A 21444-nucleotide genomic window follows, 5' to 3' on the forward strand; every position below is an offset into this window, starting at 1 on the left:
AAATTTTTTTGCAGAAAAGGTAATGGCTTTATGAAAAAAGTTTTGAGTTTTGTGGAGAGATTTTCTAAATCCTGGGAGGAAGTCGGGAGTGCTTTTAAATAGTTGAAGAATAAAGAGGATATGAAGGGGAGGGCAATGGAGGGGAAAGGAAGGACTTTTGGGGAGATAAAGGTTGATACTGAGATTGGGATAGGAGCAATTCTTTGGATTATTGGTTTTAGAGAAGTTTTAGGTTTAAGCAGGCTTAAGCTTTTTAATAAGGGATTTTAATAAGGACTAATAAGGATATGCGGGTCTTTACTTTTTTAAAAAATTTGTAAAATTTACATAGTGAGATTATAAGTTAAAGAATTTTACAGAAGGAGGTGAAGAATGTTTGAATTTTTTTCAGGTTTGTTTGGAATTTTATTTTTTATACTTTTTATTGTTCCTTTTGTGCTATGGATTTGGGCACTTGTTGATATCCTTAAAAGTGAATTTACAGGATATAACAAAATAATTTGGTTATTGCTTGTAATCTTCCTTCCCCTTCTTGGCTTAATTTTATATTATTTTATTGGTAGAAAACAAAAGATAAAATGAAAATTTCAGGGGGAGGGAAAATGAGGAAGGTTCTTTTAAGCCTTGTTTTTGTCCTGGTTTTTATAGCTTCTTCTTATGCCCAGTTTTATATTGATTTATGTTATACCTATTTAAACGCAGGGGATTATCAGAGGGCCATTGAAGCAGGAAAACAGGCTGTAAAATTAAATCCTAATGATTCAGATTCCTATTATTGTCTAACACTTTTGAGTGATACTTATTTTATAAAGTAGTTTATAATTCTTGATCAAACTCCTTCAAGGCCCCAGTGCTCTTTAAAAGTATACCAGGAGCTTGGATCCCTCAAAAATTCCATAGTATCAAAAATAGAAAGATAGTGCCCCCATTCTTCTTGAATTAAGGCTAAAAGGAAACGTTTAACCTTGAGGTCTTTACTTTTATCGGAAAGAGACTGATAATATTGGATAGATTTTTCTTCAAGTCTTAAAGCTTCTTCTAAAGCAGCAAGATCTGTAACTACAGAAGCTACTTTTTCTATTTCCTTAGGATCAAAAACAGGGCTAATCTGTTTTTGGGAAATTTTGGTAACATAGGCAGGAATGTTCTTTTTTGCTTGAAAGGTTTGATAAATTTCTCTTATTTTTATACGATGAAACTCTTCAGCCTCCGCTAACTGTTTAAATAAATCTTTAACAGATGGAATATGGGCTTTTTCCGATGCATCAAGATAAAATTCTTTACCCTGTATTTCCAGTTCTTCTGCTTTTAGAAAGGCCTCTAATAAATTTTTTTCAGCCATAAATTACCCCCCTCAAAAATTTTTTTATAATTATTATTTTAATCATTAACCTTATAATGGCAATGCTTTTTTTAAGGGATTACATCTGTTAATAAGGTAGTATAGCCATATGGAAAATAAAGATTTTTAGGGTCTAAGTTCAAGGCTTTAAATATTTTTAAAATTTCAGGAAAACTCTCCTTCACTATCCTTACAAATTCTCTGGTAAGTATGCAATATTGTTTGGCCCTTACAGGAGAGACTTTGATTAAAACCGGGCATCTTCCTCCACAATAAAATTCTGCCTGGCACTCTTTGCATCCAAAATAATCCTTATAAAGAACTAAGTTTTTAAGTTTTTCCATGGAAGATTCTTTATCCATATAGACCCCATTATCCTTAGAAACTCCACCCAAGATAATTTCTTCTCCGTAGTCAGCACAGGGTAATATTTTGCCTCCTTGAATATCAAAATTTCTTAATTTTTCAACTCCGCAGGCAGTATGTCCTCTGCGGATTCCCTGCATCAAGAAAAAGATAAGTTCGCAGAGGGGTAAGAGGGGGAGAACTTTTCCATCAGAAAGATGCTGTAAAAATACTTCTATGAGGATTTGCAAGTCCTTGCTATAACTAATTTTAAATCTCTCAAAGTCTTTGACAGGCTCATTGCCCTCTAAAAGATGCCAGAAAAAATAGGAAGTCTTATCTTCCCTGTAAAGACTCAAAAATTCCTCTAAACAATCTAAGAGACTCATATTTTCTCTAATAGTTGACCACATAAGAACTGGTAAAGGGACTTCTTTTTTCAAAAGGCCTAAGTTTTCCTCAATTTTCTTTAAATTTGTCCCCTTTCTAAAGGTATTATGCTGTTTTTCCCGTCCGTCTATGGAGACAATTAAAAGATTAAGACCAGCAAAAAAATCTTTTTCATGGGGTAGATATTTGTCTATAAGTAGACCATTCGTGTAAAGGATAAAGTTGAGGGATTTATGAGCAAATTTTTCCTTCAGGGTATACATAATGGTCTTTAATTTTTCAAAGGATAAGAGGGGTTCCCCTCCATAAAAGGCTATATAAAGGGGATTTGTGTTTTCGTAAGTAATAAGATAGGTTAATAATTTGAGATCCCTTTCAGGATCTGTTTCCCAATCTTTAAAAAAGCCCTTTCTATCACCATAAATAAGGCTATTTATACAACCATCACAGGAGGCATTGCACCTTCCGGTAACAGTAAGGTGGAAAATTCTTGGATAAGTAGTTCCGAGAAAGTCTTCCAGTAACACCATATGGTTTTAATTATAACATCAAATTTGATTTTAACAATATATTTTTCACAAAAACTTAGGGCCAGATGAATGTAAATCCCTGAAAAATGTGATAATATTTATGTTTTTAGGGGGGTTACCAAAAATGAAAAAGTTTAAAATTTTTTTGATTTTACTTTTGATACTATTTCTGGGTTATGTCTTTGTATATCCCTGGTTTATTCCTCTTGAATATCTGAAAAGAGAAAATCCAGGGCTCACTGCTATGATGAAATATCGTCAAAAGCAATGGGAAAGGGAGGGAAAGAATATAAAGCTTAGACAGAGCTGGGTGCCTCTTAAAAAGATTTCTCCCTATTTGATTAAAGCAGTTCTTATAGCTGAGGATGATAAATTTTACAGGCATGCTGGTTTTGATCTTGATGCCCTTGAAAAGGCCCTGGAAAAAAACTTGCAGGCAGGTAAAATTAAATATGGCGGAAGCACTATTTCTCAGCAGACAGCTAAAAATCTTTTTTTGAGCCCCTCTAAAAATCCCATAAGAAAGATTCAAGAGGCTATTTTGACTTTTCGTCTTGAGAGGACCTTAAGCAAGAAGCGTATCCTTGAGATTTATTTAAATATTGCAGAGTGGGGGCAAGGAATCTTTGGGATTGAAGAGGCCTCGAAGTTCTATTATCGTAAATCAGCATCAGGGCTAACTCCCTGGGAATCAGCAAGATTAGCCTCTGTTTTACCTAATCCCTTGAAGTATAATCCCCTTGGGAATTCTCCTTATGTGGAAAAGCGCTCCCGACTCATTTATTATATCATGAAAAAACGGGGTATAATTAAAGAGGAGTATCAGGAGATTGAGAAAGAGGCTGAAAAGGAGGCAGAAAGCGATAAAGTTGAACAAGGTTCTGGGGTCCTCCAGCCAGCTATTCCGCCCTCTAATTCAACAGAAGAGGGTAAAACTCCTTGAGCTTTCCATGAATTAAAATATGGTTTTTCCTTCCCACTCTTTTTCGAGTTCCTCTGCAGCTTTTTCCTTTTCCTTAACCATTAATTCCCAATCTGTTCTTTTTTCAAAAAGGGAGACCTCGGTGCGGATTAGATTCTGGCGAAAATGCGGGCGTGAAAGATAAGGAAGAACTGCTTTTAAAAAGTTTTGCTTTATACTTTTATAGACCTCCCAGACCTCTTCTTCGGGAATGAAGGTTCTTTCCTTGCGATATCTGTAATAGAGGTTCCCATCCGTATTTTCTAAAAAATACCGGTAATAAAGCTCATCTGAAAAGTCTTCTCTCTCAGGAGTAACCCGGATTTGAGCAAGGAAGCCAACCAACCAGCGATCTCCAGCAATTTTTCTTGAATAATCCCAGATTTCAAGGGTAAGGCCATTTTCAAGCTGAATTTTTTCTAACATTTTTCCCTCCCATTTAGGGTCAGAACCAGCGCAAGGAGGCAGCCAATTGTAACCCATAATTTATTTAAAAATACTACTCTGCTCCAGATTTTCAAGTCGCCTTATCCTTTAAGTATATTCACCATCAATATAGGGGACAACTCTAAAGTGCCTGCCCTAATGGTGCAAAGGAAAACACAACGGGCAAATACTTCGCCACAAAGGGGCAAACACATAGGCTTGCCCCTACAAAAAAATACAGGTTCATTTTCCTGCAACCGAAGTAGGAGAAAAATCTTCTTAAGTCTCAAAAGATATGGACTTATACATATACTTGAAAGATTAAGAGGAAAAGGTATATTTGGTTTGTGCGAAAAATTTATATTTTCTTTGGAATTACAATTCTTGCTTTAATCCTTCTTATAATTTTCTCTCAGAAGCTCTTTAATAAGTCATATCAAAAAGTTGAGATAAGACCAGTTAAAAAATTAATTTATGCTTCTGGTTATGTTAAACCTTTAAATTATGTTTTAATTAAGGCGGAGGTATCAGGGTATGTAAAAAGACTTTATGTAAAGGAAGGAGATTATGTTAGAAAGGGAGAGATCCTTGCTGAACTTGAAGTTAAGGGGCTACCTTCAAGGATTGCAGAAATAGAGGCTAAACTTGCTTTAATAGAGGAGCGGTTAAGATCAGATTCTGATTTTCAAAGAGGTCTAAAGCGGGAAATAGAGATAGCTAAAACAAATCTAATTAATGAAGAAAAGAAACTTTTGCGGAGAAGAGAGCTTTTCAAAGAGGGTCTTTTACCTAAGGAGTCCTTGGATGAGGCAGAGAGAAGCTTTTATAATGCCAAAGATTATTTTGAAAGGCTTAAAAATTCCTTTGAAGACACCCTTAAAGGTCTTAAGGCGGAAAAACATGCTCTTTTACAGCAAAAGAGGGCTCTTCAAGAAGAGGTCTCCAAGTATTATGTGCAAGCTCCAGTAGCAGGTTTTATACTTAAAAAATATGTAGAGCTCGGAGATTATGTAAATGCCCTCTCCGGAGAAAACCGGCTATTTAGCCTTGGCAGTTCTGATTTTGAGGTAGTCCTTGAAGTAGACGAAGAATATGCTGGGCTGGTAAAGGAGGGACAAAAGGTTTTTTTGGCCTTTGATGCTTACCCAAATGAACTTTTTGAAGGGGAAATTATCCTTGTGATAAGGGAGGTTGAAAGGAACAAGAGAAGTTTTTTTGCCAAGGCAAAACTTTTAAGGCCCCTTGAGCTTCCAGCTCAAGCAACTGCTGAGGCAAATATAGTTCTTGAGGAGCGAGAGGCCCTGGTTATTCCTTTAAAGGCCCTTCAGAAAGACAATACTGTTGAGGTAAAGGGCAGGGGTAAAGTTCGTATCCAAGTAGGAGAAAAGTTTGGGGATTATGTGGAGGTGATTTCAGGACTTAAGGCTGGTGAGGAGGTTAGGATTTTTGAATGAGATATGTCCTTTTTATAGTCCTTGCTTTTATCAAAAAACGCCGGAAACAGACCTTGGTCTCAATCCTCGGTGTAGCTATAAGTGTTACCGCCTTTATTGTAATGAGTTCTATTATGTTTGGTTTCCAAAAGTATTTTGTTCAACAGGTTATAGATATTGAAGCTCATTTAACCATCAAGCCCAAGGAAGAGACTTCTGAAGAGAGACTAATCCGCAGGGTGGATGAAAAAAGTTTAGTAAAGGTCTATGGCAATAAGCCTAAAGAAAAGGATAGAATCCTTGGCTGGCGCGAGATTATGAAGATGGTTGAAAAGTATCCTGAGGTTCTTGGAACAGCCCCACACCTTGAAAGTAAAGGAATTTTAAAATATGGAGCCAAGGAAAAACCCGTAAGTCTCATTGGAATTCTTCCTCAACTTGAGAGCAAAACCACCGTTATTGAGCGTTTTACCGAATTCAAAAGGCTTAAGGCCTTTGAGGTGGACAAAAATACATTAATTATTGGAAGGGTTATTGCAAGGGACCTTGGCATTAATGAACTCAATAAAAAAGTGGTTCTCACCCTACCCAATGGTGAGACCAAGATCTTCAAGGTTGTTGATTTTTTAAATTCAGGTATTACAAACATAGATTCCACAAGAGTGTATATCCCCCTTCAGACCCTTCAGGCCTTACTTGATAGAACAGATGAGGTGAATGCAATCCTGATCAAGATTAAAGATGTTAATAAAGCCGAAGCCTTAGCAAGAAAACTTCAAAGAGAAATCAAATACGAGGTTGAGTCCTGGCAAAAGGCCTATTTAAATTTCCTGAAAATCTTTAAAATCCAAAGCATGATTACCTATATGATTGTTTTTGCTATTATCACGGTCTCTGCCTTTGGAATCTTTAACATTATTATGATGACGGTAATGGAAAAAAGAAAAGAGATTGCCATACTTATGGCTATGGGTTACAATCCCCGTGATATAATCAGTATTTTTCTCTCTTCTGGCTTGATTATTAATATAATTGGTGGAATCCTTGGTTTTATTATGGCCTATGGGATTCTTGAATTTTTGGCTAACCTTGAGCTAAATATTGAGGGACTTTTGAGGAGCAAAGGATTTATCCTTGATAGGTCCTGGAAGTATTATTTCACAGGGTTTTTTCTTTCTTTTATTTTTTCATTATTAGCAAGTTTTTACCCTGCCTATCGGGCAAGTAGGTTAAATCCTGTGGAGATATTTCGGAGTCTCTAAGGGTGACTCTCTTAAAACTTTTAAAGATTAATAAGTGGGTAGGAGGAGAGAGGATTCTTAAAGATATCTCTCTTGAGATAGTAGAAGGTGAATTCATAGCGATAATTGGGCCATCTGGTTCAGGCAAAAGTTCTCTTTTGTATATTATGGGTTTTTTAGATTGTCCAAGTTCTGGTGATATACTTTACAGAGGTAAGCCCATAAATTTTGCCGAAGCGAATACAATTTCAAGGCTCAGAAACGAAAAGATGGGATTTGTTTTCCAGTTTCATTATCTTATTCCAGAGTTAAATCTTATTGAAAATGTTATGGCTCCTCAAATTAGAAAGGGGATATCTCCAAAGGAGGCTAAGGAAAGGGCAGAAACCCTTTTGGTTAGATTGGGCCTTAAGGGAAAAGAAAAAAGACAGGTCTTTGAGATTTCTGGTGGAGAGATGCAGAGGGTTGCCATTGCAAGAGCTCTGGCCAATTCTCCGGAGATTTTACTATGCGACGAACCTACGGGAAATCTTGATTCCAAAAATACCGAAAAGGTTATGGAGATTTTTGAAGAAATCAATCAGGAAGGCACAACAATTGTGCTTGTTACCCATGATCTTAGTTTAGCCAGAAGAGCAAAGAGAATTATAGAGATGAGAGATGGTGAAATCCTCAAGACAACTCCTCTCAATGGAGCGCTATGAATTTTTTTTAAAATTCCTTGACGAAAAAGATAGGATCTATCTAAAAGAACTTTTTTATTTTGAGCCTGATTGTGCGGAATTTATTTCTCGTAGGCTCAATATTGACTTGAAAGAAATCAAAGGGCGTCTTAAATTTTTAGAAAATTTAGGTATCATTAAAAGGGTTTTTATTAAAGAAAACTATATTTATTTTGAAATAAGGCCTGAGTGGAGGGCATTTTTACGAAAATATTATATGGAAGGGAGAGATGATGAATCAAGAGGTTGAAGAGACTTTAACAGAAGTTCAGGAAGGAGAAATCATAGATGTCCCTGAGGTTTTACCCCTTATGGCAATAAGGGACATGGTTTTATTCCCCTCTATGGTCGTCCCCCTTTTTGTAGGGCGAACCAAATCTTTGAAGGCTATTGCGGAAGCCTATGAGAGAGAAAAACTTATTGTCCTTGTTACTCAGAAGAATTCGCGGCTTGAAAATCCCAAGGAAAAGGATCTTTACCGCATTGGAACCCTTGCCTTAATTCTCAAAACGATTACTCTTTCTGAAATTCGTAAAAAAGTAATTGTCCAGGTTATTTCAAGGGTTGAGATAAAGGAGTTTTTAAAAAGTGAGCCCTTTTTTGAGGTAAGAATTGAGCCCTGTAAAGAAAGGGAACCTGAGGCTATAACCCCTGATATTGAAGCCCTCATGCGCTCCATTAAAGAAAATACTGAGAAACTGCTCAATCTTAAAGGGCTCCTTAACCCTGAAATATCTCATGTAATTCAATCTATAGAAGAACCAGGCAGACTCTCAGACCTTGTCAGTGCATACCTGAAACTTAAAGTCTCTACAGCTCAGGATCTTCTTGAGACCTTGGATGGCTTTGAGAGACTGAAAAAGATATCTAAGATACTTCTTGAGGAGATTGAGATAACCACTCTTCAAAATAAGATTCAGAGCGAAGCGCAGGAAGAGATGGGAAGAACTCAGAGGGAATATTTCTTGCGTCAGCAGTTGCGAGCCATAAAACGGGAACTTGGTGAGGAAGAGGACATTGAATCTGAGATTATTGAAATTCGTAAAAAGATTAAAAAGGCCAAAATGCCCAAGAAGGTTGAAGAGGAGGCCTTCAGACAGCTTAAACGCTTAGAGATGATGCACCCTGAATCAGCTGAAGCTGCAGTTTTGAGAAATTATCTTGAATGGTTGATTGAGCTTCCCTGGAGTATCTCTACCACCGATAATTTAGATCTAAAACATGTGAAAGAGGTGCTGGATGAGGATCACTATGATCTTGAAAAAATTAAAGAGAGGCTCCTTGAGTTTTTAGCAGTTAAGAAGATTAATCCCAAGGCTAAAGGAGCTATTATTTGTTTTGTTGGTCCACCAGGGGTTGGAAAAACAAGTCTTGGAAGGTCGATTGCTAAGGCCTTAGGTAGAAAGTTTGTGAGAGTTGCCCTGGGTGGAGTTAGGGATGAGGCAGAAATTAGAGGTCACAGGAGAACCTATGTGGGGGCTTTGCCTGGAAGAATTATCCAGGGTATTAAGCAGGCTGGGGTAAACAATCCTGTTTTTCTCCTGGATGAGATTGACAAGCTCTGCATCTCCTTTCAGGGAGACCCTTCCGCTGCACTTCTTGAGGTGCTTGATCCTGAGCAGAATAAAGAATTTATTGATCACTATCTGGATGTGCCCTTTGATTTATCCAAGGTGCTTTTTATTGCCACTGCAAATATGGTTGAGCCCATTCCGCGGGTTCTCCTTGACAGGATGGAGACTATTTATCTCTCTGGCTATACTTACAAAGAAAAACTTGAAATTGCCAAAAGGCACCTTCTTCCCAAATTGTTAAAGGAGCACGGGCTTAAAAAGAAGAATTTTCAATTGAAGGATGAGGTTATTTTACGGATAATAGAAGAATACACTTCTGAATCAGGTGTTAGAGAACTTGAAAGAAAACTTGCTGCCCTTTGTAGAAAGATAGTTCGTAAGATGGCGGAAGGTGAAACAGGGCCTTTTGAGATAAAAGAAGAAAATTTACCTGAATTTTTAGGTCCTCCAGAGTTTATTGAGGATCTGAGACTTACTCAGGATGAGATAGGTGTTGCAACAGGACTTGCCTGGACTCCTTATGGAGGAGAAGTTCTCTATGTAGAGGCAGTGATCATGCCTGGAAAGGGTAATCTGATTTTAACGGGTTCCTTAGGAGATGTAATGAAAGAGAGTGCTCAGGCAGCCCTTTCTTATATTCGCTCGCGCTGTGATGAGCTTGGAATTGATCCAAAGTTTTATACAAAATACGATTTTCATGTCCATGTTCCTGCGGGGGCCATCCCTAAGGATGGACCAAGTGCAGGGGTTACCATAGCTATGGCTTTAATCTCTTCTCTTATAAAAAAGCCCCTTTCTAAGGACTATGCTATGACTGGAGAGATAACCTTGAGGGGAAGAATTCTTCCAGTAGGAGGGATCAAGGAAAAGGCTCTGGCTGCTTTAAGAAAGGGCATAACCCGTGTAATAATTCCTGCTCAAAATGAAAAAGATCTTCAAGAGATACCAGAGGACTTAAGAGATCAGATTACATTTATAAAAGTTTCACATTTAGATGAAATCAGAAAATTGGTGATAAAATAAAAAATATGGTAGAAGGAAAAAAGAGAGGGCGAAAACCTAAGGAGAGCCTCGATAGAATTAAGAGAGAACCTCTTGAGATTGTAGATGAAAATTGTGAGCCCCTTGGAGTGCTCTCAAGAGGTGAGGTTCATGCTCGGGGACTTTCTCATAAAGCTGTGCATATCTTTATATTTAATTCAAAGGGAGAGATATATCTTCAGAAAAGGAACTTAGATAGAGAGGAGCATCCAGGTCTCTGGAGCTCTTCAGCCTCAGGACATTTAAGCCCTGGGGAGCCTTTACTCCTTGCTGCTCAGAGAGAACTAAAAGAAGAGCTCAAACTTAAAGTTAAGCTTGATGAGGCCTTTAAGGTTAAACCTTGTGCTGAAACCAACTGGGAGTGTACAACCCTTTTTGTAGGAAATACCGATAAACTTCCTAAACCTAATCCCTCTGAGATTTCAGAGGGAAAATTTTTCTCAATCTCCGAACTTGAACGACTTATTGCAGAAAGCCCTGAGATATTTAGCCCTACTTTTATTTATCTCTGGAGGATTTATAAAGAATATTTAGCTCAGGAATAAGTTCAGAAAGCCCTTCCTTTTCAAGAAGAGTAATTAAAAATGTAAAATCGCCATTTTTTATATATTCGGGAATCGGGGCTAAGGCAAAGGTCTGAAGTTTTCTTTCTTTTTCCTCAGGGGATAAGCGACTTTCCAGGATTTTTTCTCTAATTTTACGCATAAGTATAAGATAAATTGTATATTCTTCTCCAAAAAAGGATTCCAGTTTTTCCCGAATTCTTCTTGCCACAGCCGGGCTTGCTCCACCTGTAGAAATGGCAATTAGAAGATCACCTCTTTGAACTTTTGAGGGCACAATGAAGGAACAAAGCTCAGGTTTATCCACCACATTGCAGGGGATTTTTCTTGCTTCAGCTTCTTGGAAAACCTTTTTTTGCACCTCTGGTGAATTGGTTGCAGAGATAACAAGAAAGGCCTCTTTAAGGTCTCCCTCTTGATAGGGTCTTCCTTCCCATTGAAGATTATAATCCCTAATGATTTTCTTAAGTGCTTCAGTGACCTCAGGCGAAATAATCTTAACCTTTGCACCGGCTTTAACTAAGGAAAGGACCTTTCTTTCTGCAACCTTCCCCCCCCCTATAACTACACATAACCTGTTTTTAAGGTTTAAAAAGATAGGATAATACTCAGTCAACTTCTCCCCACCCCTCTAATTTTTGTCCCCAGAACTGGGTTGCCCTTGGATAGATTTTTTTAAATTCTACAAGGAAATAGCCATTTTCCCAGCTCTGTTTTATTATCTCAATATTTACTCTGGCCTGTTTAAAATGAGCAAGAAGAGCATGATAGTTTTCTAAGTTTTTAAACCTTACCCTGAAAACTTCGTCAAAGACCTTTTTTTCTTTTATTGATTTAAGAGCCTCCTCAAAGAGGTTAGTTCCCAGAGTTTTATAGACTTCATCCTTGAATTCTTCAAATTCATAAAGATTTAGCAGGAGCCTTATCAATCTCAAACTAATGAAGTGAGGATCTACCTCTCCAAGATAAGGAAAAACTACCTTTAGATCAGTCAGATTTGAATAGGGTGTTACATATTTTACCCTTGTGCCCTTTTCCTCAGGTTTAAAAACAAGACCTTCTCTACCTTCTCTGTGATATCTCCGAATAAGGTCTTTGATTTTTTCATAATCTTTTTCTGGATGAAAGGGGCCTGAGATCTCAGGATGATTCAGCTTGAATTTCTGCAAAAGGTTTATTTTTCTTGAGCCTGGTAAAAACTCTCCTGTCCCCTTTTGGGCAAAGTCAAAGACAAAGAAATGGATGTCCCTTTTAAGATAAGGGGGCCATTCACTTACAAAGGGATTTTCTGGACCAGCTACCTCACAACATATTACAAAATCAGGATATTTGTTCAGGAAATTTGGAATAGTTGGTAAAAAGTCTTCCCAGCGATCTGTAGCAAAGGGGCAGACATATCCCCTGCGTGTAAAGGCTAAGATGTCCTTTCCTATCTTAACCAGCCTAACATTATAGCCTTCAATCTTTTCTTCTGCATAAAAGGGATAGCTTAAGTATCTTATGAGACCAGTTTTGAGAACATAAATTCTCGGGATGGAAGGATAACCCCTAACAAAAAGAGACTCATTGAAAAAGGTGCCTACTGGATAAGCTTTAAAATCTTTATTTATTCTGAAAAAGGAAAGATCTTTCCAGGTGGAAAAGATTACTTTGCCAGCATCATAAGCCTTTTCCCAGTCTTCCCAGTTATACTTTTTCAAATAGGGATTTTTTTCCCAGCAGGCCTTGAGATAGATTTTAATTTCTTCATGTTCTCTCAAGAAATACCTCTCCTTTCTCTTTCAACTTTCCTTCAATTCTAATCTTTATTTTATCCAGAAATTGTGGAATTAACCAGCCTTGAGTTAAAAGATGCATGGTTATACAAGAAACAGTGTAAGAAAATTTACTGGAGGGGCTTTCAAGAAGGGCCAGGCTTGCTGGTAAAAGAAGCTGGTCTCCTAAATGTTCTTCGAACTGGGTTTTAGTTTCCAGAAACTTTAAAAAGGCAAGGGCAGAGGTCTTGCCCACTTCTTCAGCAGGAAATCCCTTTTTACCAAGGGTGGAAAAGCCTGCTCTTTTCTCCCCGTCCGTTGCTGTTATGAAAAGCATAGTGCCTGGAGAGAGGCTTTTTAATGTCTCATATTTGACCTTTGACTCTAAATTTTCCTTTGAAAGAATAGTTAGAGCAGATTTTGCCTGTCTTTCAAGAATATGAGAAGGAAGATTATCAGTAATAAAACTTAGGATTTCTATTTCATCTGGGGTAAAGCCATAAGTTAGAAAGGGAAGCTTGAGTTTTTCTTTTTTTTCTATTTGTGAAAAGACAATTCCCTCACCTTGTGGGTAAAAACCTGGTCTTTCAAGCTTAAGATTCCCTCTGAATCCAAAATTTTTTATCACTGGAAGCCAGACCTTTTCAAGATAATGATAGGTAGGGGAGTGGGGCACATGGGTTCCACCTTTAAGGTAAAGGGTAGCACCCTCGGAAAAGGAAAGGGGATAAAAGAGAGTTTGAAGAAGGAGGGAGGTTGAGCCAGCAGTCCCAATGTCAAAGGTATAGGTCTCCTTTTGAGGTTTTTTTTGTGGGATAAAGATAAGTTCCTGGGAATGCAAAGTATCTCCCTCTGTTATAGCAGAGGATATAATTTTAGAGGCCTTTACACAGGCCAGATGCTGAGGTTGAAGGCCTGGTTTTTGTCTTCCAGCTCGGATTTTAATTATTTTAAAGGGTTTCTGAAGAATTAGGGAGAGGGAAAGGGCTGTGCGAAGAATCTGGCCTCCACCTTCTCCATAAGATCCATCAATGATGAGCAAGGATTAGCCCCGGAAAAGGCCTCCATTTATGTGAAAAACTGTGCCAGTTATATAACTTGCCTGGTCACTTGCTAAAAAAACAGTTAAATAAGCAACCTCCTCAGGAAGCCCAGCTCTTTTAAGGGGAATCTCCTGTAAAAAGGCCTCTTTTACCTTTTCTGGCAATTTTTCTGTCATATCTGTCTCTATATATCCCGGAGCAATAGCATTAACTGTGATATTTCTTCCAGCAACTTCTAAGGATAGAGCCTTGGTAAAGCCAATTAGCCCTGCTTTAGCAGTTGCATAATTGACCTGTCCGGGATTTCCAGTAAAGGCAACTACTGAAGAGATGTTAATTATTCTTCCCCATCTGGTTTTAAGCATCATAGGTAAGACCGCCTGAGTAACATAAAAGGCAGAAAAAAGATTGGTCTTAAGCACAGCGTCCCAGTCTTCTTCTTTCATTCGAATAAAAAGGGTATCCCTTGTAATACCAGCGTTGTTAACCAAAATATGAATGTTACCGAGGGTTTCCTCAATTTCTTTAAGGGCCTTTTTTACTTCCTCTGGCTTGGATACATCAAAGCGAGATAGATGGGCTTTTCCTCCTATGGCCTCAATAGAGTCTTTTACCTCTTTGGCCTTATCTTCTGAACCAAGATAGTTTATTACTACCTCAGCACCAGCCCGAGCAAGCTCTTTGGCTATTGCCCTTCCGATTCCCCTTGAAGCACCTGTAACAAGTGCAATCTTTCCTTGAAGCATTTTCCCTCCTCCTACAGAAGGTTGAACTTTCTTAAAATTTCCGCAAACCTTTGATCCTCTTTAGCAAACTCTCTTAAGGCCTCAAGAACCCTCTTCAAGGTCCCATCTTTCTCAAGGGCTTCAAGAGCCTCCCTTCTTGCCTCTCTCAACATTGTCCTCCTATCCCATAAGGCAAGACCAATAACTGCTACAACTAAGGCTGTAAATATCCCAGAAAGAATCCATAGAAAATTTCTAAGCTCTTCAAACCTTTTGTCAATTTGCTCAAACCTTTTGTCAATCTGTTCAAACCTTTTGTCAATCTGTTCAAACCTTTTGTCAAATTCCGTAAGTTTTGCCTCTACCCTGATAAGTCTATCCCTATCCTCAAGGGTAAAGGGCACCTCCTTTGCAGAATAGGATACCCCATATAAAGTCATCTCAAAAAATATTAAAAAAAGAAATCCAAAGAAAACTTCTTTAAATTTGCTCTGCATTTTCCATCCTCCTGTTTATCTATTTAATCAAATATTTTACTGAATTCCTCTGGAATATCAAGTAAAAGTATGAGGCCAGGTCTTTACTACCTAAGCACGAAGGTGAGACTAAAATCTGCTTTTTTGGGAGATAAATCTTACAGAGCACCTACCTGCATACATATAAAAGTTCTTAAATTCTTTCCCAGTTATAGGAAACTATGTTTTTGGTATCTTTACTAAAATCAAAGCCAAGGAGATAGAGCTCTTTGAACTTCCCTCTATATTTTTCGTGATACCCCTTTTCTTTAAGCTGTTCTATTGCCTTAGGGCTTTCTCCTTCCATCTCAACCACCTTAAACTCAACTATAAAACATCTCTCCTCAAAAATTATTGTTAAATCAATCCTTCCAAGGCTTGTATAATCCTCAAGGATTACCTCAAAGCCTGCCCCTTCAAGAAAACTATAAACCACACTGGCATAATACCCTTCATAACCTGCTATTTCATTACTTCTATACCACTCATAGGGAATCCCTAAAAAAAGGGTCTTTAAAACCTCTCCAAAGGCGGAAACCCTTCCCTCCCTCAATGCCCTGGTTAATTTAAGGGTAAGCCTTGCACTCTCAGGCCCCTTCCTTGTCAAATAATCCACTATGTAATTATTCAGGGAAACTTTAACCTCTTTATTGGGATAACTAAGATAATAGAGGTATCCCGATGGGATTTCTTCAACACCTTTTATGGTGAGATAGCCTGTTTGAAAGAGAAGGTTTTCTGGTTCAATAAAGTCCACATCAAAGCTTCCAAGGAGGCGCTCTGAAGCCATAAGCTCTGAAAGCTGGGGGATATAAAATTTCTTTTCCACAAGGAGTTTAATAAGAAAACTGGGAGTTCCTGTCTCAAACCAGTAGGGGTGAAAGGTTCTTTTCTTAAGATAGAGAAGCACATCAAAGGGATTGTAAACGGGTTCACCAAGCCAGGAATAACCATTATACCAGCATTTTATAAGCTTTAAGTCTTTATCTTCTAATTCTTCTCTGAAGACCTCTTCAAGCTCTTTCTGAGTGTATCCACAGATTTCTGCAAATCTCTTATCAAGGGTAATGTCATTTAACTGATTTAGCCCTGAAAAAAGAGAGACCTTTGAAAATTTGGAAACCCCTGTTAGGAAAACAAATTTTAAATAAGCATCAAGGGGCTTAAGAACACTATAAAAGTTCTTGAGGACATCTCTTATTGCCTTTGCGGTCTCTCTATCCTCAATGCAATCAAGAATGGGTTTGTCATATTCATCAACAAGAACTACCACTTTAGATGCATATTTTTGAGAAAGTTTTAAGATTAGTTCCCTGAAACAGGCATGATAATCATCTTTCCATTTACAGGTAATATCATAAAGATTTTGATGTTCCTCAAGTTGCTGAAGAATCCATTTCTCAAGGGCTTCTATACCTTTAACCTCTCCTCCCCCAAAATCAATATGAATAACAGGATACCTGACACTCCAGTCCCAGTTCTTTTCAAGATAGAGCCCCTGGAAAAGCTCCTTTCTTCCAAGAAAGGCCTGCTTTAAGGTGTCCACGAAAAGGGATTTTCCAAATCTCCTTGGGCGAGAGAGAAAATAGTATTTTCCTTCGGAGACAAGTTTGGCTACAAAATGAGTTTTATCCACATAATAATAAGGCTCTGAGCGAATCTCCACAAAGCTTGAAATTCCAATGGGAAGTTTTTTCTCCATAGTTTTATTTTAAGGCTTCTTTTTTCAAAATCAATGTTAATGCTTATGTAGAGGCATACATAAGCGCTAATATTATAATTTTAGAAGACTATTTGCAAAGGCAGTGATGGGGATTAAATCTTGTAAGGAAGGGACCTTATGCAAAAACAGCAAAGATATTTGCCTTAAGATTCTTTTTGAGTTAAAATATCAATGATGCTCAAAATAGTTAAGGGCTTTACCTTAATTTTCCTTGGAATCCTTTTGATTGCCTGTGAAAAAGGCAAAATAACAAGTTCTTTAAGTGATTTTAAGGATACCACTCTTGAAAAGGTCAAAGCCAATCTTTCCGGTCTTCCTTTTCTTGGTAGGTTTATCAAGCTTCATCCCGCTCCTAAGGAGCTTTATAAAAAGACCGAGGAAAAGATGGCCCTTCTTAATCTTTCTCAAGCTAAGGATCTCTATCCTCAGGAGTATGCTGAATTATCCAAAAAATGGGAAAGAGCTAAGGCCTATTATAAAAAGAAATATTTTCTTTCAGCTGAAAAGGTCTTAAAGGAAGTTTTAAAATCTGCAGAGGAGCTATTAAATAAAGTTGAGGATTATAATAGAAATTTAAAGGAAAAGGCCCTTTTAAAATATAAAGAAAGGGAAAAAGCCCTTCTTGAAAAGTCTCTCAAAGGAGAAAAAGAAATTGTTAAGGTCAGGTTGTATCTCTGGAGGCTTAAAAATCTTATAGAACTTGGAAAATATGATGAGTTTGAGAAGGAACTTGAAAAAACCCCTTTTTAAAAAGGACTGGTTTCACCTTTTTTTTGCAACAGGCGCCTTTGTAGGATTCATTCCTCCCTTTCCAGGCACCCTGGGGGCTTTGGAGGGGATTTTCCTCTATCAAATAACTCTGGAAATGGCCTTATATGTAAAACTTCTTTTAAGTATTTTTTTTATTTTGATTGGCCTTTTATCCTCCAGCTATGTATCCGTCCTTTTAAATAACAAAGATCCTGATGAAGTTGTTATTGATGAGGTTGCTGGAGCATATATTGCCTGCCTGGGTAAGACCACTATATTAGAACTTGTCCTTGTATTTATTTTATTTAGAATTATAGATATAACAAAGCCCTTTCCTTTAAAGAGACTTGAGAGTCTCAGGGGAGGATGGGGGATTATGCTTGATGATATCCTTGCGGGTATTATGACCAATCTCATTGTAGGTCTTATAATTATATTTTCTAAGGTGAGTTTATGAGGGGGGCTCTTCTTTTTATAGGTGATGAGCTTATTTCAGGGAGGATTTTAAACACTAATGCAGAGTTTGCAGGAAAAATCCTTTCCGCTACAGGGCTTAAACTCACAGAAATCGTAACCGTTCCTGATGAGGAACCTCAAATTATTAAGACTTTCAAGCGCCTTTTAGAGGAATATGACTTTGTTATAACCTCAGGTGGCCTTGGGCCAACAGAGGATGATCTAACCACTGAGGCAATTACTAAGGCCCTAAATCTTGAACTCAAAGAGAGTAAAACCCTTCTTTCTGCCATTCTATCCTCAGGTGAATATAAAGGAACTTTGGGTATGGCCAAAAAGATGTCTATGCTTCCAGAGGGTGCTGAAATCCTCTCTGAGGACTCAAAGATGCTTGGTTTCTATTTGCACTATCAAGGGAAAAAACTTTTCTTTCTCCCAGGCGTTCCTGAACAATTTAGATTTCTTTTAAAAGATCGTGTTATTCCCCTTCTCTGTGAGGTAAGAGGTGGTGAAAGAGGTATTTGTAAAGAAGAAAGGATCCTTAAAAATTTTATTTTCTTTGATCTTAATGAGACGGATCTCAATCAATTTATTTTGAGTCTTAAAGGCAAAGAAGAGATAAAAATTGGTTATTATCCTCTTATTCCTGAGGTTAGATTAGTTCTTCTTGGGGATAAAGAAAAGGTTGAGGAGGTTGGAAATCAGATTAAGGAGAGGTTTAAAGTTAATTTGATAAGTGAAGAAGACGAATCTTTACCTGTGATTACTGGAAAAATTTTAATGGAGAGAAGGCTTACTTTAGCAACTGCTGAATCCTGCACAGGGGGGTATCTGGCAAGTTTAATCACATCTATTTCAGGATCTTCAGCCTATTTTGAAAGAGGTTTTGTGACCTATAGTGCCCAGAGTAAAATAGAGCTTTTAGGTGTGAAAGAGGAGACCCTTAGAGAAAAAGGGATTTACAGCTTTGAAACAGCTCTTGAGATGGCTTACGGGGCAAGATTAATAGCGAAAACAGATTTTGCCTTATCTACAACTGGCATTGCTGGTCCAACAGGAGGAACTGCAGAAATCCCTGTAGGTACAGTCTTTATCGGTCTTTCCGTCCCCCACAGGGTCTTTGCCCTGCACTTTCGTTTTGAGGGAGATAGACAGACTATCCAAAGGATGGCCAGTTACACAGCCCTTGATCTTTTAAGGAGGTATCTCCTGTATGGTGAGAGCCTTTTTAGCTATAGATTTGCCCTCGGATTTAAAGAAAGAACTTTTTAAATTAAGTAAGCTCACTTTACCTGAGGGACTTAAGGTGAAATGGGTAGAGGAGGCGAATTTTCATCTTACCCTTCACTTTTTTGGTAACCTACCTGAAACTCTGATTGAAAAAATATCCAAAGGAGGTCAAAGGATTTTTGAGCCTATAAGTCCCTTTACTTTAAATATTGATGAGGTTGGGATTTTCCCAGTAGGTGGCAACCCAAGGGTTCTGTGGATAGGTCTTAAGGATCAGTCTAATATTTTAAAGGAAATAGATAAAAAATTAAGAGAACTTCTTAAAAAGTTAAAGCTTGAAAAGAAGGAAAAATTTCATCCCCATATTACCCTCTTCCGAATTAAAGAATTACACGATATCAGGGCCTTTCAAGATTATTTTAAGAGATTACAGGAGGAGACCCAAAAGATAAAGGGCTTTTCCTTCCCGGTTAAGGAAATTGTTTTTTTTAAGAGTGAACTGAAACCACAGGGTCCTGTTTATACGCCTTTAAGGGTTTTTCCTTTGAGGGGAGGTGCCTTATGAATCTTCAAAACTATTTTCTTAAACTTTATACCTTAAGTATAAGATTTACTTATAATCTGGCTATCATCATTTTAATTTTGGTTTTAGCTGTAATTCTAATAAGAATAGTTTTTGATCTTGGATTTCTTATTTCTGAAAAGACAATACGCTTAAGTATAAAGGAACTACTTGTTAATGTTTTATCTCTTATAGTAATTTTGGAGCTTGTCAGGGCCTTTGTTGAATATTTTGAACATCATCGTCTTCGCATGGAGGTCCTCCTTGAAACTCTTATTGCCTTTAGTATAAGAGAATTTATGATCTTTCTTTTTGAGGGACATGCTAAGGAAATTGAGATCTTTTATTGGACCTTAGGTATATTTTTACTGGTTTTAGCAAGGAGTTTGGCTATAGTAATTAAGCCTTCCTTAAGTAAGGGCAAAAGAATATCTCCAATAAGGAGCTTTAGGAGAAATCTTAAAGGGATAACCGGTGAAAAATAGAAAATTTTTAAAAGTTATTCTTATTTTCTTAGGTTTTTTTCTTTTATTGATCTCTTATGTATTTTCAAAAGAGGCTACCCAGTCCTCAAAAGCTCCTGATTATGGAGATACGCTGATTATTGGAACCATTGCAGATGCAAGCATACTTGTGCCGATGCTTGCAACAGATGCTATGAGTCATATTGTGGCTGGGAATATTTTAAGAGGGGTAGTAAAGTATGCTCCTGATCTTACCATTGTTGGAGATCTGGCAGAAAGGTTTGAAATCTCAAAGGATCAAAGGGTAATTACTTTCTATCTCAAAAAAGGGGTTAAGTGGGAAGACGGGGTAGAGGTAACTGCTTTTGATGTTGAATTTGGCTTTAAACTTATTACAAATCCCAATATCCCCTCAGCCTATGCCAGTGATTTTCTTGAGGTCAAAGAGTTCAAGGTGCTTGATAAATATACTTTTCGTGTGACCTATAAGAAGCCCTTTGCCCTTGCTCTTTCATCCTGGGGAAATTTAGTTGTTTTGCCCAAGCACCTTCTTGAAGGTAAGGATTTAAAATATATTCAGAGTGTTTTCGGAAGAAGACCTGTGGGAAATGGCCCCTTTAGGTTTGAAGTCTGGGAGCCTCAGACTCAAATTAAACTAAAATTTAACCCCCTTAACTTTGAAGGGAGACCCTATCTTGATCGTATCATCTATCGGGTTATTCCTGATCCTTCCACACTATTTATGGAACTTCGTTCTCAAGGTATTGACTGGATAAGTCTTACCCCTCTTCAATACAAAAAGCTTCAAGAGGAGACTATTAAAAGGGACTTTCAGATTTATCGCTATCTTGCCTTTGCTTATACTTACATTGGCTATAATTTAAGGGAGCCTCTTTTTCAGGATAAAAGAGTAAGAAAGGCCCTGTGTTTTGCCATTGACAAGAAAAAAGTTGTTATGGGAGCTCTGCTTGGACAGGGTATCCCAGCCTATGGTCCCTATAAGCCCGATGCCTGGTTTTATAATCCAGCTATTGAAGGGTCTTGTTCTTATAATCCTGAAAAAGCCTTGAATCTTCTATCTGAGGCCGGTTTTAGAAAGGGAAGAGATGGTCTTTTATATAAAGATGGCAGACCCTTTGAATTTACTCTTCTTACCAATCAGGGGAACCTTTCAAGGCTCCTTACCGCCCAGATTATTCAACAGGAACTTGCCAAAGTTGGCATAAGGGTAAATATCCGGGTTATGGAATGGACAACCCTAATCCACCAATTTATAGATAAAAGAAGATTTCAGGCGGTGATTCTTGGCTGGACCACAGGCCCTGACCCAGATCTTTATGATATCTTTCACTCTTCAAAGATCCAGAGTCCAGGCCTTAATTTTATAGGCTATCAAAATCCTGAAGTTGATCGTTTACTTGAAGAAGGAAGATACACCTTGAATAGAGAAAAGAGAAAAAAAATTTATTATAGACTTCAGGAAGTCCTGGCAGAGGATCAGCCCTATACCTTTCTTTATATCCCTATGAGTCTTGAGGCTATTCATAAAAGGTTTCGTGGTATTCAGCCTTCAAGTCTTGGTATATCCTATAATATTGAGAGATGGTGGGTTCCTAAGGTAGAACAAAAATATTTAGTTCCATAGGAGGAATGC

The 21444-nt window shown here is 37.7% G+C and carries 25 protein-coding genes; 16 read left to right on the plus strand and 9 right to left on the minus strand.

All coding sequences use genetic code 11. The features are described from left to right. The first annotated feature begins 135 nt into the window (after positions 1-135). The 3 genes from THC_RS09665 (at position 136) to THC_RS02390 (ending at position 815) form a co-directional block, all read left to right on the plus strand. On the plus strand, positions 136-270 hold the full coding sequence (locus tag THC_RS09665) for a hypothetical protein (RefSeq protein WP_269447036.1): 135 nt from the start codon (positions 136-138) through the stop codon (positions 268-270). Positions 271-372: 102 nt separating this feature from the next. Next, the gene (locus THC_RS02385; protein ID WP_068512813.1) at positions 373-582 is read left to right on the plus strand and encodes a PLDc N-terminal domain-containing protein; all 210 of its coding nucleotides are present in this window, start codon (positions 373-375) and stop codon (positions 580-582) included. 20 nt (positions 583-602) lie between these two features. After that, the gene (locus tag THC_RS02390; protein WP_167344313.1) at positions 603-815 is read left to right on the plus strand and encodes a tetratricopeptide repeat protein; all 213 of its coding nucleotides are present in this window, start codon (positions 603-605) and stop codon (positions 813-815) included. Between the two features lie 14 nt (positions 816-829). Here THC_RS02390 and THC_RS02395 read toward each other — a convergent pair whose 3' ends face one another. Together THC_RS02395 and THC_RS02400 are read right to left on the minus strand one after the other, a co-directional pair. After that, positions 830-1342, minus strand: a complete 513-nt coding sequence (locus THC_RS02395) for a ferritin family protein (protein WP_068512818.1) — start codon at positions 1340-1342, stop codon at positions 830-832. 71 nt (positions 1343-1413) lie between these two features. Further along, on the minus strand, positions 1414-2607 hold the full coding sequence (locus tag THC_RS02400) for a radical SAM/SPASM domain-containing protein (protein ID WP_068512820.1): 1194 nt from the start codon (positions 2605-2607) through the stop codon (positions 1414-1416). Positions 2608-2731: 124 nt separating this feature from the next. Between THC_RS02400 and mtgA the strand changes: the two genes are divergently transcribed. Continuing rightward, a complete protein-coding gene (mtgA, locus tag THC_RS02405; protein WP_068512823.1) occupies positions 2732-3550 on the plus strand; it encodes a monofunctional biosynthetic peptidoglycan transglycosylase in 819 nt (272 codons plus the stop codon). A gap of 12 nt (positions 3551-3562) precedes the next feature. Here the strand turns inward: mtgA and THC_RS02410 are convergent, their stop codons facing one another. Then, entirely contained in the window at positions 3563-3994 is a 432-nt protein-coding gene (locus THC_RS02410; protein WP_068512826.1) for a hypothetical protein, read from the minus strand. A gap of 347 nt (positions 3995-4341) precedes the next feature. On the opposite strand from THC_RS02410, the gene THC_RS02415 reads away from it, so the two are divergent. From THC_RS02415 to THC_RS02440, 6 genes are read left to right on the plus strand one after another with little or no spacing between them, the layout of a single operon-like run. Then, a complete protein-coding gene (locus THC_RS02415) occupies positions 4342-5448 on the plus strand; it encodes an efflux RND transporter periplasmic adaptor subunit (RefSeq protein ID WP_068512829.1) in 1107 nt (368 codons plus the stop codon). Then, positions 5445-6689 carry an ABC transporter permease gene (locus tag THC_RS02420; RefSeq protein WP_068512832.1) on the plus strand — a complete coding sequence of 415 codons (1245 nt, stop codon included), beginning with the start codon at positions 5445-5447 and terminating at the stop codon, positions 6687-6689. Before THC_RS02415 ends, THC_RS02420 begins: the two co-directional genes overlap by 4 nt. Before the next feature lie 2 nt (positions 6690-6691). Beyond that, positions 6692-7372 carry an ABC transporter ATP-binding protein gene (locus THC_RS02425; RefSeq protein WP_068512835.1) on the plus strand — a complete coding sequence of 227 codons (681 nt, stop codon included), beginning with the start codon at positions 6692-6694 and terminating at the stop codon, positions 7370-7372. Next, positions 7359-7640, plus strand: a complete 282-nt coding sequence (locus THC_RS02430) for a hypothetical protein (RefSeq protein ID WP_068512839.1) — start codon at positions 7359-7361, stop codon at positions 7638-7640. The genes THC_RS02425 and THC_RS02430 overlap by 14 nt, the downstream gene beginning before the upstream one ends. After that, complete coding sequence (gene lon, locus THC_RS02435; protein ID WP_231938369.1) at positions 7621-9987, plus strand: endopeptidase La; 2367 nt, start codon at positions 7621-7623, stop codon at positions 9985-9987. Before THC_RS02430 ends, lon begins: the two co-directional genes overlap by 20 nt. A 5-nt stretch (positions 9988-9992) precedes the next feature. Next, entirely contained in the window at positions 9993-10550 is a 558-nt protein-coding gene (locus THC_RS02440; RefSeq protein ID WP_068512846.1) for an NUDIX hydrolase, read from the plus strand. Here THC_RS02440 and THC_RS02445 read toward each other — a convergent pair. The 6 genes from THC_RS02445 to THC_RS02470 form a co-directional block, all read right to left on the minus strand. Continuing rightward, positions 10504-11184, minus strand: coding sequence for a precorrin-2 dehydrogenase/sirohydrochlorin ferrochelatase family protein (locus THC_RS02445; protein WP_082706243.1), 681 nt, complete (start codon positions 11182-11184; stop codon positions 10504-10506). The genes THC_RS02440 and THC_RS02445 overlap by 47 nt on opposite strands. Beyond that, complete coding sequence (locus tag THC_RS02450) at positions 11177-12328, minus strand: RNA ligase (RefSeq protein ID WP_068512849.1); 1152 nt, start codon at positions 12326-12328, stop codon at positions 11177-11179. The genes THC_RS02445 and THC_RS02450 overlap by 8 nt, the downstream gene beginning before the upstream one ends. Next, complete coding sequence (rtcA, locus tag THC_RS02455; protein ID WP_068512852.1) at positions 12315-13364, minus strand: RNA 3'-terminal phosphate cyclase; 1050 nt, start codon at positions 13362-13364, stop codon at positions 12315-12317. The genes THC_RS02450 and rtcA overlap by 14 nt, the downstream gene beginning before the upstream one ends. Positions 13365-13367: 3 nt before the next feature. Then, complete coding sequence (gene fabG, locus THC_RS02460; protein WP_068512855.1) at positions 13368-14111, minus strand: 3-oxoacyl-[acyl-carrier-protein] reductase; 744 nt, start codon at positions 14109-14111, stop codon at positions 13368-13370. 11 nt (positions 14112-14122) lie between these two features. Beyond that, positions 14123-14587: a hypothetical protein gene (locus tag THC_RS02465; RefSeq protein WP_068512858.1), complete on the minus strand. Its 465-nt coding sequence runs from the start codon at positions 14585-14587 to the stop codon at positions 14123-14125. 172 nt (positions 14588-14759) lie between these two features. After that, positions 14760-16307, minus strand: a complete 1548-nt coding sequence (locus THC_RS02470) for a PD-(D/E)XK nuclease domain-containing ATP-binding protein (protein ID WP_068512861.1) — start codon at positions 16305-16307, stop codon at positions 14760-14762. Positions 16308-16502: 195 nt separating this feature from the next. Between THC_RS02470 and THC_RS02475 the strand changes: the two genes are divergently transcribed. From THC_RS02475 to THC_RS02500, 6 genes are read left to right on the plus strand one after another with little or no spacing between them, the layout of a single operon-like run. Next, complete coding sequence (locus THC_RS02475) at positions 16503-17078, plus strand: hypothetical protein (RefSeq protein WP_148638805.1); 576 nt, start codon at positions 16503-16505, stop codon at positions 17076-17078. Next, the gene (locus tag THC_RS02480; RefSeq protein WP_068512866.1) at positions 17059-17535 is read left to right on the plus strand and encodes a phosphatidylglycerophosphatase A family protein; all 477 of its coding nucleotides are present in this window, start codon (positions 17059-17061) and stop codon (positions 17533-17535) included. Before THC_RS02475 ends, THC_RS02480 begins: the two co-directional genes overlap by 20 nt. After that, positions 17532-18806 (plus strand): nicotinamide-nucleotide amidohydrolase family protein, encoded by a 1275-nt coding sequence (locus THC_RS02485; protein WP_068512868.1) that lies wholly within the window; start codon positions 17532-17534, stop codon positions 18804-18806. The genes THC_RS02480 and THC_RS02485 overlap by 4 nt, the downstream gene beginning before the upstream one ends. Then, complete coding sequence (gene thpR / locus THC_RS02490; protein ID WP_068512871.1) at positions 18748-19329, plus strand: RNA 2',3'-cyclic phosphodiesterase; 582 nt, start codon at positions 18748-18750, stop codon at positions 19327-19329. The genes THC_RS02485 and thpR overlap by 59 nt, the downstream gene beginning before the upstream one ends. Continuing rightward, the gene (locus tag THC_RS02495) at positions 19326-19811 is read left to right on the plus strand and encodes a phosphate-starvation-inducible PsiE family protein (protein ID WP_082706245.1); all 486 of its coding nucleotides are present in this window, start codon (positions 19326-19328) and stop codon (positions 19809-19811) included. The genes thpR and THC_RS02495 overlap by 4 nt, the downstream gene beginning before the upstream one ends. Continuing rightward, complete coding sequence (locus tag THC_RS02500; protein WP_231938370.1) at positions 19801-21435, plus strand: peptide-binding protein; 1635 nt, start codon at positions 19801-19803, stop codon at positions 21433-21435. The genes THC_RS02495 and THC_RS02500 overlap by 11 nt, the downstream gene beginning before the upstream one ends. Positions 21436-21444 lie beyond the last annotated feature (9 nt).

This window comes from Caldimicrobium thiodismutans, assembly GCF_001548275.1.
Taxonomy (GTDB): Bacteria; Desulfobacterota; Thermodesulfobacteria; order Thermodesulfobacteriales; family Thermodesulfobacteriaceae; genus Caldimicrobium; species Caldimicrobium thiodismutans.

Bases quoted from the DNA above. Each gene is read 5' to 3' on its own strand.
- THC_RS02470 (WP_068512861.1), bottom strand. From the start codon at position 16,307: ATGGAGAAAAAACTTCCCATTGGAATTTCAAGCTTTGTGGAGATTCGC.
- THC_RS02440 (WP_068512846.1), top strand. From the start codon at position 9,993: ATGGTAGAAGGAAAAAAGAGAGGGCGAAAACCTAAGGAGAGCCTCGAT.
- THC_RS02400 (WP_068512820.1), bottom strand. From the start codon at position 2,607: ATGGTGTTACTGGAAGACTTTCTCGGAACTACTTATCCAAGAATTTTC.
- THC_RS02495 (WP_082706245.1), top strand. From the start codon at position 19,326: ATGAATCTTCAAAACTATTTTCTTAAACTTTATACCTTAAGTATAAGA.
- THC_RS02420 (WP_068512832.1), top strand. From the start codon at position 5,445: ATGAGATATGTCCTTTTTATAGTCCTTGCTTTTATCAAAAAACGCCGG.
- thpR (WP_068512871.1), top strand. From the start codon at position 18,748: ATGGTGAGAGCCTTTTTAGCTATAGATTTGCCCTCGGATTTAAAGAAA.
- THC_RS09665 (WP_269447036.1), top strand. From the start codon at position 136: ATGGAGGGGAAAGGAAGGACTTTTGGGGAGATAAAGGTTGATACTGAG.
- fabG (WP_068512855.1), bottom strand. From the start codon at position 14,111: ATGCTTCAAGGAAAGATTGCACTTGTTACAGGTGCTTCAAGGGGAATC.
- THC_RS02410 (WP_068512826.1), bottom strand. From the start codon at position 3,994: ATGTTAGAAAAAATTCAGCTTGAAAATGGCCTTACCCTTGAAATCTGG.
- THC_RS02475 (WP_148638805.1), top strand. From the start codon at position 16,503: ATGCTCAAAATAGTTAAGGGCTTTACCTTAATTTTCCTTGGAATCCTT.
- THC_RS02485 (WP_068512868.1), top strand. From the start codon at position 17,532: ATGAGGGGGGCTCTTCTTTTTATAGGTGATGAGCTTATTTCAGGGAGG.
- lon (WP_231938369.1), top strand. From the start codon at position 7,621: ATGATGAATCAAGAGGTTGAAGAGACTTTAACAGAAGTTCAGGAAGGA.
- THC_RS02430 (WP_068512839.1), top strand. From the start codon at position 7,359: ATGGAGCGCTATGAATTTTTTTTAAAATTCCTTGACGAAAAAGATAGG.
- THC_RS02395 (WP_068512818.1), bottom strand. From the start codon at position 1,342: ATGGCTGAAAAAAATTTATTAGAGGCCTTTCTAAAAGCAGAAGAACTG.
- THC_RS02390 (WP_167344313.1), top strand. From the start codon at position 603: ATGAGGAAGGTTCTTTTAAGCCTTGTTTTTGTCCTGGTTTTTATAGCT.
- THC_RS02465 (WP_068512858.1), bottom strand. From the start codon at position 14,587: ATGCAGAGCAAATTTAAAGAAGTTTTCTTTGGATTTCTTTTTTTAATA.
- mtgA (WP_068512823.1), top strand. From the start codon at position 2,732: ATGAAAAAGTTTAAAATTTTTTTGATTTTACTTTTGATACTATTTCTG.
- THC_RS02385 (WP_068512813.1), top strand. From the start codon at position 373: ATGTTTGAATTTTTTTCAGGTTTGTTTGGAATTTTATTTTTTATACTT.